The sequence below is a fragment of the Streptomyces sp. NPDC001599 genome, assembly GCF_042893535.1.
Lineage (GTDB): Bacteria > Actinomycetota > Actinomycetes > Streptomycetales > Streptomycetaceae > Streptomyces.
The window spans coordinates 48,126-57,173 of record NZ_JBIAVA010000020.1; the positions used below are offsets into that span (position 1 = coordinate 48,126).

At 70.7% G+C, this 9,048-nt stretch carries 15 protein-coding genes; 11 read left to right on the top strand and 4 right to left on the bottom strand.

The window, feature by feature from the left end:
- Window positions 1–58 precede the first annotated feature (58 nt).
- The 5 genes from ACFYZ3_RS33950 to ACFYZ3_RS33970 all read left to right on the top strand — a co-directional run bounded on the left by ACFYZ3_RS33950 (window position 59) and on the right by ACFYZ3_RS33970 (window position 3,231).
- Window positions 59–796: a DUF2993 domain-containing protein gene (locus ACFYZ3_RS33950; protein WP_388525971.1), complete on the top strand. Its 738-nt coding sequence runs from the start codon at window positions 59–61 to the stop codon at window positions 794–796.
- 433 nt (window positions 797–1,229) lie between these two features.
- Window positions 1,230–2,075 carry a sulfurtransferase gene (locus ACFYZ3_RS33955; protein ID WP_087808581.1) on the top strand — a complete coding sequence of 282 codons (846 nt, stop codon included), beginning with the start codon at window positions 1,230–1,232 and terminating at the stop codon, window positions 2,073–2,075.
- Window positions 2,076–2,108: 33 nt separating this feature from the next.
- Window positions 2,109–2,396, top strand: coding sequence for a DUF1416 domain-containing protein (locus tag ACFYZ3_RS33960; RefSeq protein ID WP_388525974.1), 288 nt, complete (start codon window positions 2,109–2,111; stop codon window positions 2,394–2,396).
- Window positions 2,397–2,517: 121 nt separating this feature from the next.
- Window positions 2,518–2,778 (top strand): DUF3099 domain-containing protein, encoded by a 261-nt coding sequence (locus tag ACFYZ3_RS33965; protein ID WP_388525977.1) that lies wholly within the window; start codon window positions 2,518–2,520, stop codon window positions 2,776–2,778.
- A gap of 48 nt (window positions 2,779–2,826) precedes the next feature.
- A complete protein-coding gene (locus tag ACFYZ3_RS33970; RefSeq protein ID WP_388525980.1) occupies window positions 2,827–3,231 on the top strand; it encodes a VOC family protein in 405 nt (134 codons plus the stop codon).
- Here the strand turns inward: ACFYZ3_RS33970 and ACFYZ3_RS33975 are convergent.
- Genes ACFYZ3_RS33975 through ACFYZ3_RS33985 form a run of 3 tightly spaced genes read right to left on the bottom strand, consistent with a single transcriptional unit; the run spans window position 3,225 to window position 4,256 of the window.
- The gene (locus tag ACFYZ3_RS33975; protein WP_003974797.1) at window positions 3,225–3,587 is read right to left on the bottom strand and encodes a DsrE family protein; all 363 of its coding nucleotides are present in this window, start codon (window positions 3,585–3,587) and stop codon (window positions 3,225–3,227) included. The two genes, ACFYZ3_RS33970 and ACFYZ3_RS33975, sit on opposite strands and share 7 nt — an antisense overlap.
- A 28-nt stretch (window positions 3,588–3,615) precedes the next feature.
- A complete protein-coding gene (locus tag ACFYZ3_RS33980; protein WP_356864743.1) occupies window positions 3,616–3,867 on the bottom strand; it encodes a hypothetical protein in 252 nt (83 codons plus the stop codon).
- Window positions 3,864–4,256, bottom strand: a complete 393-nt coding sequence (locus tag ACFYZ3_RS33985) for a hypothetical protein (RefSeq protein ID WP_388525984.1) — start codon at window positions 4,254–4,256, stop codon at window positions 3,864–3,866. Before ACFYZ3_RS33985 ends, ACFYZ3_RS33980 begins: the two co-directional genes overlap by 4 nt.
- Before the next feature lie 171 nt (window positions 4,257–4,427).
- Between ACFYZ3_RS33985 and ACFYZ3_RS33990 the strand changes: the two genes are divergently transcribed.
- The 5 genes from ACFYZ3_RS33990 (at window position 4,428) to ACFYZ3_RS34010 (ending at window position 7,725) form a co-directional block, all read left to right on the top strand.
- Entirely contained in the window at window positions 4,428–5,267 is an 840-nt protein-coding gene (locus ACFYZ3_RS33990; protein WP_388525987.1) for a helix-turn-helix domain-containing protein, read from the top strand.
- Entirely contained in the window at window positions 5,249–5,542 is a 294-nt protein-coding gene (locus ACFYZ3_RS33995; RefSeq protein WP_388525990.1) for a DUF397 domain-containing protein, read from the top strand. Before ACFYZ3_RS33990 ends, ACFYZ3_RS33995 begins: the two co-directional genes overlap by 19 nt.
- Window positions 5,543–5,710: 168 nt before the next feature.
- On the top strand, window positions 5,711–6,286 hold the full coding sequence (locus tag ACFYZ3_RS34000; RefSeq protein WP_356864747.1) for an FABP family protein: 576 nt from the start codon (window positions 5,711–5,713) through the stop codon (window positions 6,284–6,286).
- Between the two features lie 15 nt (window positions 6,287–6,301).
- Window positions 6,302–6,739 carry a Fur family transcriptional regulator gene (locus ACFYZ3_RS34005; protein WP_007388818.1) on the top strand — a complete coding sequence of 146 codons (438 nt, stop codon included), beginning with the start codon at window positions 6,302–6,304 and terminating at the stop codon, window positions 6,737–6,739.
- A gap of 20 nt (window positions 6,740–6,759) precedes the next feature.
- A complete protein-coding gene (locus tag ACFYZ3_RS34010) occupies window positions 6,760–7,725 on the top strand; it encodes a YgfZ/GcvT domain-containing protein (protein WP_388525994.1) in 966 nt (321 codons plus the stop codon).
- A 10-nt stretch (window positions 7,726–7,735) separates the two neighbouring features.
- Here ACFYZ3_RS34010 and dtd read toward each other — a convergent pair whose 3' ends face one another.
- The gene (dtd, locus tag ACFYZ3_RS34015) at window positions 7,736–8,161 is read right to left on the bottom strand and encodes a D-aminoacyl-tRNA deacylase (RefSeq protein ID WP_388525997.1); all 426 of its coding nucleotides are present in this window, start codon (window positions 8,159–8,161) and stop codon (window positions 7,736–7,738) included.
- Between the two features lie 177 nt (window positions 8,162–8,338).
- On the opposite strand from dtd, the gene ACFYZ3_RS34020 reads away from it, so the two are divergent.
- Window positions 8,339–9,004 carry an aerial mycelium formation protein gene (locus ACFYZ3_RS34020; RefSeq protein WP_388526000.1) on the top strand — a complete coding sequence of 222 codons (666 nt, stop codon included), beginning with the start codon at window positions 8,339–8,341 and terminating at the stop codon, window positions 9,002–9,004.
- Window positions 9,005–9,048: the final 44 nt, after the last annotated feature.

Below are 9,048 nucleotides of genomic sequence, written 5' to 3' on the forward strand. Positions count from 1 at the left end.
ACGGCCGCCGGTCGTCGGGTCCGCCGCCGTCTGGCGTCCAGGGTTGGGGAAACACCGCATGCGAGCACTGCGAATACTGTTGATCGTCGTCGTGATCCTGGGCGGCCTCTTCGTGATCGCCGACCGTGTCGCCGTCAACTTCGCCGAGGACGAGGCCGCGGACAAGCTGCGCAGCACCGAGAACCTCGCCTCGACGCCGGACGTCTCCATCAACGGCTTCCCCTTCCTCACCCAGGTCGCCGGCGGTTCCCTGGACGACGTGGAGGTCGGCATCGACGACTACGAGGCGTCCACCGGCAACGGCGGCGAGAAGATCCGCATCGCCGAGCTGCGCGCGCACATGGAGGGCGTCGAGTTCTCCGGCGACTACAGCTCCGCCACCGCGGCCACCGCCACCGGCACCGCGACCGTCGGCTACGACGAGCTGATGAAGGCCACCAAGTCCGAGCCCACGCAGATCGCGCCCGGCGTCGACGCCAGGGTCATCGGCCTCTCCGACGGCGGCAACGGAAAGATCAAGGTGTCGCTGCGGGCCACGGTCCTCGGTGTCGAGGTGCCCGAGCCGGTCGAGGTGCTCAGCTCGGTCAAGGTCAAGGACGACGACGTCGAGGTCGTCGCCGACGGCCTGCCGGAGATCGGTGGCAAGCAGCTCGCCGAGTCCCGGATCCGGGCCATCACGGACTTCCAGCAGACCATCGACGAGCTGCCGGGCGGCATCAAGCTGGACAAGGTCGAGGCGGCGAAGGACGGCGTCGAGATCACGGTGAAGGGTTCGAACGTCAAGCTGGCCGGGTAGGACGAAGGCCGGTGCCGCGGGGACCGGCGACGCCCGTGTCCGACAGGCGAGACGGCGCTGTCCGTACCGTAGATGCGGCGACGCCGGCGTGCGCCCCGCCACCTCTCCGGGGCAAGACGACGAGGCTCCCGATCCCACACTTCGGACGATCGCGTCTCATCATGCGACACATCGGTGACACGGCCCGCCCTCAATCCCTACGATCGGGACTTATGAAGCGACAGGCGGACCTCACGAAGCGGCGGGCAGTGGACCTGTGCCGCGTTGCCGCCATGCTCTGTCGCTCCTTCTGAGGCGGGCGGCGACGTCGCCGTCCGTGTCCCCCTCATCCCCGCCCCGCACCGTCGTGGGCACCCGCGCGCGCCGCGGCACGGCCCGAGCGCGCACCCCCTCTCACCGCACGCCCCGCCGCACCTGCCCCGGAGGAGAAAACATGAGTCGCAGCGACGTCCTGGTCGACGCCGACTGGCTGCAGGACCACCTGGACGACACCGACATCGCGATCGTCGAGGTGGACGAGGACACGTCCGCCTACGAGAAGAACCACATCAAGAACGCGATCCGGATCGACTGGACCCAGGACCTCCAGGACCCGGTCCGCCGCGACTTCGTCGACCAGGAGGGCTTCGAGAAGCTCCTGTCGGCCAAGGGCATCGCCAACGACACGCTGGTGGTCCTCTACGGCGGCAACAACAACTGGTTCGCGTCGTACGCCTACTGGTACTTCAAGCTCTACGGCCACGAGAACGTCAAGCTCCTCGACGGCGGCCGCAAGAAGTGGGAGCTGGACGCCCGCGAGCTGGTCCCCGGCGACGAGGTGCCCCAGCGCGCCGCCACCGACTACAAGGCCAAGCCGCAGAACACCGCGATCCGCGCCTTCCGCGACGACGTCGTCAAGGCGATCGGCGCGCAGAACCTGGTCGACGTCCGCTCGCCCGACGAGTTCTCCGGCAAGCTGCTCGCCCCGGCCCACCTCCCGCAGGAGCAGTCGCAGCGTCCGGGCCACGTCCCGTCCGCCCGCAACATCCCGTGGTCGAAGAACGCCAACGACGACGGCACCTTCAAGTCGGACGACGAGCTGAAGCAGCTCTACACCGACGAGCAGGTCGACCTGGCGAAGGACACCATCGCCTACTGCCGCATCGGTGAGCGCTCGGCCCTGACCTGGTTCGTCCTGCACGAGCTGCTGGGCGTGGAGAACGTCAAGAACTACGACGGCTCCTGGACCGAGTACGGCTCCCTGGTCGGCGTGCCGATCGAGCTCGGCGCCAACAAGTAAGCCCGCCCCCTCTCAACCCCTCAGGAGTACGACATGTGCGGAGCGAAGGTCGGCGGCCCCGACGCCTCGACGATCAAGCCCGGTGAGACCACCATCCAGGGTCAGGTGACCCGCGACGGCGAGCCGGTGACGGGCTACGTCCGTCTGCTGGACGCCACCGGCGAGTTCACGGCGGAGGTCCCGACCTCCGCGACGGGCCAGTTCCGCTTCTACGCGGCCGAGGGCACCTGGACCCTGCGCGCGCTCGTCCCGGGCGGCACCGCCGACCGCACGGTCGTGGCCCAGCACGGCGGCCTCGCGGAGGTCGCGATCGCCGTCTGACGGCAGGCAGCACAGCGCGCGCGGCGCGCGACGGCCGAGGGGCCGCACCCACCGGGTTGGACGCCTGGGATGCGGCCCCTTCGGCGTGTCCGGACGGCGTGTCCGGACCTACTCTGGAGGCATGTACGCGCGGCGGCGGCACGTCTACTTCGCCATGATGGGGACCTGCATCGTCCTCTTCGTCCTGGCCTGGGGAGTCGTGCGCCTCTGGTCCGTCCCGGCGGCCGTCGGCCTGTGCGTGTTCACGATGCTCATCCCCCCGGTGGCCGCGATGGTCGCCAACCGGCGCGGCCCGGACGACCGCTGGTGGGACGACCCGTCGGGCGACGCCCAGTCCGACGAGTGGTGGGACGAACTGGACGGCAAGAAGCGCCCGCACTGAGCGGGAGCCTCGTGGTTCGGCGTCCGGTGGCCGGGCAGGATGGCGGGCATGTCCCCGACGAAGCTGTCCACCGTCGTACTGGACGCGCACGACGCCCGTGAACTCGCCGGCTTCTACCTGCGGCTGCTGGGCTACGTGGTGCGTGCCGAGGAGCCGCACTGGGTGCTCATCGGCCCGCCGCCCGGGACCGAGGGCACGTCGCTTGCCTTCGAGACGGAGTCGGCATACGTGCCGCCCGTCTGGCCGGCCCGGCGTCCGGGCGACCAGCAGATGATGCTGCACCTCGACATTGAGGTCGACGACCTGGCGGCGGAGACCGCACGGGCCGTGGCTGAGGGCGCCCGGCTCGCCGCCCACCAGCCTCAGGAGGACGTACGCGTCCTGCTCGACCCTTCCGGGCACCCCTTCTGCCTGTGGGCGCGGACACCACCTGGTGGCGCAGCGGCTCAGTAGACGAGGGCCTGCGTGTCGTCGGCCAGGGCCTCCTGCACGAAGACCTGCGCGCCCGCGATCCGCACGCCCTCGATGACGTCCTTCTCGGTGAGGTCGCGGCGGGCCGCGCACTGGGTGCACAGCGTCACCCGGCCGCCCGCCAGGAGCGAGTCCAGCAGGTCGGGCAGCGGCGCGGCGTGCGGCAGCTCGAACTCGGCCGCACGCCCCGGCACCGCGAACCACGCGGACTCACCGGTCAGCCACAGCGACACGTCGACCCCACTGGCCACCGCCACCGCCGCCACGGTGAACGCCTGCGAGCAGCGCTCCGGGGCATCGGCCCCCGCCGTCACCTTGATCACGAGCTTCTTCGCCATGCCGGAAGCGTAGCCCTCGCGGGCGGCGTCAGACCGCGAAGGTGATCGTCACCAGCAGCGTGGCCACGCACAGGACGGTGAGCAGGCCGCTGACCGTGGCACCGTCCAGCCTGGCCCGCCGCCGGGGCCGGGCCTTGTGCTTCGGTGCGGGCCTCGGCGGGTGGCCCGGATGGAAGGGCGGCATCGCGAAGCCGGGGGAGAGGGGAGCGCGGTCCCGCCGCGGCGCGAGCCGCTGCGCCCGCCGGCACTCCTCGTAGGGCAGTCCGCCGTCGTACGTCATCCCTCGTGCTCCTTGCGCTGGTGCTGGCGCAGCAGGACGTTCGCGTCCGTCACCGCGCTGTGGTCGAACGCCGCGCGTGCGGTCTCCCGCCGGTCGGCCAGCCAGGCGCAGGCCTCGCAGTCCGGCACCGGCAGCGGCGGCCGCTCCAGCTCGGCAGGGGCCGGGGGCGTGGCGAGGGTGCGGTCGTTCGCGGCGCGCAGGCTCGCCCCGAGGCGCTCGCGGTCGGTCGCCGGGCGCAGTACGGGCGGCTCCGCCTCCCACTCCCGGCCGCCGCCGAGCGGCCGGAGCAGCACGCGCGCTCCGCTGCGGCCCCGGTACTCACCGACCTTCGCGGCGGCGGTGTCGTAGAGCACGGTGCCGGGCTCGTAGGTGGCCGGTTCTGTTCTCACGGGTCCGCTCCCTTACGTCAACATCTATACGGAATGCGACAGTTGCCCTACTCTGCGTAGTGGTGGGCAGTACGAGCATGACCCACGGCGGGGGTCGCCAAGCCCGGAACGGCCGCTAGTGCCACAAGGGGCGCTCCAAATTCCACAAATTCCACAGCCGGGAGGGGTGCGGTGCCGCAGCGGAGGGCGATCACGGGTCGCAGTCAGGAACCGAGGGCACGGTTCGCGGAGGAGCTGCGGCTGCTGCGCAACGGGCGGGGCGTGTCCCTGCGGGGCGTCGCGGAGGCGGTGGGCTGGGACGCGTCCCAGTTCGGGAAGATGGAGCACGGCCATACGCTGGGCGGCCCGGAGATCGTGGAGGCGCTGGACCAGTACTACGGCACGGGCGGCATGCTGCTCACGCTGTGGGAGCTGGCGGTGGCCGATCCCACGCAGTTCAAGGAGCGGTACCGGCGGTACATGGTCCTGGAGGCCGAGGCGGTGAGCATGTGGCAGTACTCGCCGAGCATCGTGCCGAGCCTGCTCCAGACGCCGGAGTACGCGGCGGAGCTGCTCAGCCAGGGCGGACTGACGGGCGTTGAGCTGGACAAGCAGGTGGCGGCGCGCATGGGTCGCCGTGAACCGCTGCTGGCCGAGGGCGGGCCGCAGTTCCGCGCCATCCTCTCGGAGACGGTGCTGCACAGTTCGCTGCGGAGCACGGCTGAGTGGCATGCGCAATTGCGCCATCTCGTCGCGATGGGGGAGCGCCCCAACATCAGCGTCCAGGTGATCCTCTGGTCGGCGGGCCTGCACGCGCTGACCAACACCCACACGATGTTTCTGCACGGCGCGGGTCGGATCGTCGCCTGGGTCGAGACCGGCTACTCGGGCGAACTGGTCCAGGAAACAACGGCAGTCGACCAGCTTCAGCTCCGATACGATCGAGTGCGCGATGCGGCCCTGTCCCCGGGCGAATCGCGGAGGTTCATCGAGCGGATGCTGGAGGAAGCGCCATGCGAGCCATCGATCTGAGCACGATCACCTGGCGCAAGAGCAGCTACAGCAACCAGGACGGCGGCGAGTGCGTCGAGGTCTCCGACGATCTCCTCCGTGCCGCCGACTGGCGCAAGAGCAGCTACAGCAACCAGGACGGCGGCAACTGCGTCGAGGTCGCCCCCAACCTCCCCTCCCTCGTCCCCGTCCGGGACAGCAAGGACCCCGCTCGCGGAGCCCTCCTGTTTGCCGCCCCCGCCTGGGCCGCCTTCCTGGACGGAGTCCGGCGAGAAGAGGCGGGGCGGGCCGCGTAAGCTGAGGCCGGCCCTGTTTATGCCCCCCGCTCAAGGAGCACCCCGTGGAGATCTTCTTCGAAGCCCTGCTGGTCCTGGTCTGCGTCGGCGTTCTCGCCTTCGCCGGTCTGACCGTGAAGAAGCTGTACCAGGGCCAGCGCTGATCACCGACGCCAGGAAGTACCGCTCATGATCGAGATCCCGTCCGACCTGCACAAGGACCTCGTCCCCCTCGTCTTCCTGCTGGGTGACTGGGCCGGCGCGGGCGTGCACGACTTCCCCGGTGCCGAGAAGTGCAACTTCGGCCAGGAGGTCTCCTTCACCCACGACGGCCGGGACTTCCTGGAGTACCAGTCCCACACCTGGGTGCTGGACAACGACGGCAACAAGGTCCGCCCGCTGGAGTCCGAGCACGGCTTCTGGCGCGTCGACGCCAACCGCAAGGTCGAGGTGACGATGACCCGCGACGACGGCGTCATCGAGATCTGGTACGGCGAGCTGGCCGACCAGAAGCCCCAGATCGACCTGGTCACGGACGCGGTGGCCCGCACGGCGGCCTCCCAGCCCTACACCGGCGGCAAGCGGCTGTACGGCTACGTCAAGAGCGACCTGATGTGGGTCGGCGAGAAGCAGACCCCCGAGGTCGAGCTGCGCCCGTACATGTCGGCGCACCTGAAGAAGGTCGTCACCCCGGAGGACGTCGAGCGCTGGGCCAAGGCCCTGCCGGACGACATGCCGGACGACGGGATCGCTTTCTTCAAGTAGTCCTAGACTCGTGGTGTGGTGAGCACCGACTGGAAGAGCGACCTCAGGCAGCGCGGCTATCGGCTGACGCCCCAGCGGCAGCTGGTGCTCGAAGCCGTCGACACGCTGGAGCATGCGACCCCGGACGACATCCTCGGCCAGGTGCGCAAGACGGCGTCGGGGATCAACATCTCCACGGTGTACCGCACGCTGGAGCTGCTTGAGGAGCTGGGGCTGGTCAGCCACGCCCACCTCGGGCACGGTGCGCCCACCTACCACCTGGCCGACCGGCACCACCACATCCACCTGGTCTGCCGGGACTGCACCAACGTGATCGAGGCCGATCTGTCGGTGGCCGCCGACTTCACCGCCAAGCTGCGCGAGCAGTTCGGCTTCGACACCGACATGAAGCACTTCGCGATCTTCGGCCGGTGCGAGAGCTGTTCCCTGAAGGGTTCAACTACCGACTCGTAAGCGAGTCGTAGGCTGGGCGTATGAAGAGCCCCCTGCTGTCCCTGCCCGGCGCCGTTCCCGCCGAGGGCGTGGACGAAGGCGTCGCCGCCCACTACGGCGACCTGTTCCGCGAGCAGCGTGCCCTCGCCGACGGCACCGGCTTCGTCGACCTCTCCCACCGCGGTGTCCTCACCGTCACGGGCGACGACCGGCTGAGCTGGCTGCACCTGCTGCTCACCCAGCACGTCAGCGACCTGCCGACCGGCCAGGCCACCGAGGCGCTGATCCTCTCCGCGAACGGCCACATCGAACACGCGCTGTACCTCGTCGACGACGGCACGACCGTCTGGGCCCACGTCGAGCCCGGCAGCCAGGAGGCGCTGATCGCCTACCTGGAGTCGATGAAGTTCTTCTACCGGGTCGAGGTCGCCGACCGCACCGCCGACACCGCCCTCGTGCACCTGCCGGCCGGTTCGATCGCCCAGGCCCCCGACTCCGCCGTCGTCCGCGAGACGCCGTACGGGCGTGACCTCTTCCTGCCGCGGGAGGAGCTGGAGGCGTTCGCCGACCGGGCCGGGCCCCCGGCCGGGATCCTGGCCCACGAGGCGCTGCGGGTCGAGCAGCACCGTCCGCGCCTCGGCTTCGAGACCGACCACCGGACCATTCCGCACGAGCTGGGCTGGATCGGCACGGCCGTACACCTCCAGAAGGGCTGCTACCGCGGGCAGGAGACCGTCGCCCGGGTGCAGAACCTCGGCAAGCCGCCGCGCCGGCTGGTCTTCCTGCACCTGGACGGCAGCGAGGTCCACCTGCCGCCGAACGGGGCGGAGATCCGCCTCGCGGACGACGGGCCCGACGGCCGGAAGATCGGTTTCATCACCACGTCCGCGCGCCACCACGAGCTGGGCCCGGTCGCCCTCGCCCTGGTGAAGCGGAACGTTCCGGTGGACGCCCGGCTGATGGCCGAGGAGACGGCGGCCGCGCAGGAGACCGTCGTCGAGCCCTGAAGGGCGGGGCTCAGACCTCCACGAGGACCGTGAACGGGCCGTCGTTCGTCAGGGACACCCGCATCTGCGCGCCGAAGCGGCCCGTCGCCACGGTCGCGCCCAGCGCGCGCAGGTGCGCGACCACCTCGTCGACCAGCGGTTCGGCGACGTCAGCGGGGGCGGCGGCGTTCCAGGTGGGACGGCGGCCCTTGCGGGCGTCGCCGTAAAGAGTGAACTGGCTGATCACCAGCAGCGGTGCGTCGAGGTCGCTGCACGACTTCTCGTCGTGCAGGATCCGCACCGACCAGAGCTTGCGGGCCAGCTGCGCCGCCTTCTCCTTGGTGTCGTCGTGGGTGACGCCGACCAGGACGCACAGGCCCTCGCCGTCGATCGCCCCCACGGTCTCGCCGTCCACGACGACGCTCGCGCCGTCGACCCTCTGCACTACTGCACGCATCCCGCAATGATGCCGTGCGCCCCTAGGGTGTGGAGGGGCGGGGCCGTACGGGGTTTTTATCGCTGCGAACCCCCCATCTGGGGCCGATCGGGGCCGATCGGGGGCACTCGGTCACATAGCGGCCACTTGGGGTGGCACGATGCTCCCAGACGCCGGGCGAGGGGACGGTTGAGGCGCATGAGCACACCGAGTACGGGGCGGTCGTTCGGGACTGCCGCGTTGACATGTCCGAGTGGTCTGGGCGGTCCGAGCGGTCCGGCCGGCCTGGGTGGTCTGGAGGCGCCCCGGGCGCCCGTGCAGCGCACGGACAGCCCCGAGCTGCCGGCGGATCCCCCGGAGGGGGACCTGACCAAGCTGAGCCTGCCGGAGCTGCGCACGCTGCGCCGGGACGCCCAGCGCGAGGAGGCCGACCTCAGTTACGTACGGCGGCTGCTGCAAGGCCGTATCGACATCCTGCGCGCGGAGCTGGCGGGGCGCGGGCCGGCCCCGTCGTCGTCGGTGGTCACCACCGCGGCGACCGGGTCGGTGGTGGAGCGGCTCTCCGAGATCCTCGCCGACGCGCCCGCCAGGCAGCGCTCCTCCGCCCGGCACGTGACGCTGGCCACCCCGCGCAGCGAGGAGTGCCGGCGGCTGGCCGCGGAGATGATGGGCGAGGTGGAGCTGTCCGACCTGACGGCCCGCACCGACGTCGAGCTGACCGCCGGGATGGGGCGGCTCGTCCGCTACGAGCAGCAGGTCTCCCGGAGCCGGCAGCGGCTCCAGCGCACGGCGGACGGCTGCAGCGCGGAGATCGCACGCCGGTACCGTGAGGGGGAAGCACAAGTCGACGACCTGCTCGTGTGACACGGGGGCGGCCATCCGCGCCGCCTCCGGAGCCCGGTGATCCC

Bases quoted from the DNA above. Each gene is read 5' to 3' on its own strand.
- ACFYZ3_RS33950 (WP_388525971.1), top strand. From the start codon at position 59: ATGCGAGCACTGCGAATACTGTTGATCGTCGTCGTGATCCTGGGCGGC.
- ACFYZ3_RS33955 (WP_087808581.1), top strand. From the start codon at position 1,230: ATGAGTCGCAGCGACGTCCTGGTCGACGCCGACTGGCTGCAGGACCAC.
- ACFYZ3_RS33960 (WP_388525974.1), top strand. From the start codon at position 2,109: ATGTGCGGAGCGAAGGTCGGCGGCCCCGACGCCTCGACGATCAAGCCC.
- ACFYZ3_RS33965 (WP_388525977.1), top strand. From the start codon at position 2,518: ATGTACGCGCGGCGGCGGCACGTCTACTTCGCCATGATGGGGACCTGC.
- ACFYZ3_RS33970 (WP_388525980.1), top strand. From the start codon at position 2,827: ATGTCCCCGACGAAGCTGTCCACCGTCGTACTGGACGCGCACGACGCC.
- ACFYZ3_RS33975 (WP_003974797.1), bottom strand. From the start codon at position 3,587: ATGGCGAAGAAGCTCGTGATCAAGGTGACGGCGGGGGCCGATGCCCCG.
- ACFYZ3_RS33980 (WP_356864743.1), bottom strand. From the start codon at position 3,867: ATGACGTACGACGGCGGACTGCCCTACGAGGAGTGCCGGCGGGCGCAG.
- ACFYZ3_RS33995 (WP_388525990.1), top strand. From the start codon at position 5,249: ATGCGAGCCATCGATCTGAGCACGATCACCTGGCGCAAGAGCAGCTAC.
- ACFYZ3_RS34000 (WP_356864747.1), top strand. From the start codon at position 5,711: ATGATCGAGATCCCGTCCGACCTGCACAAGGACCTCGTCCCCCTCGTC.
- ACFYZ3_RS34010 (WP_388525994.1), top strand. From the start codon at position 6,760: ATGAAGAGCCCCCTGCTGTCCCTGCCCGGCGCCGTTCCCGCCGAGGGC.
- dtd (WP_388525997.1), bottom strand. From the start codon at position 8,161: ATGCGTGCAGTAGTGCAGAGGGTCGACGGCGCGAGCGTCGTCGTGGAC.
- ACFYZ3_RS34020 (WP_388526000.1), top strand. From the start codon at position 8,339: ATGAGCACACCGAGTACGGGGCGGTCGTTCGGGACTGCCGCGTTGACA.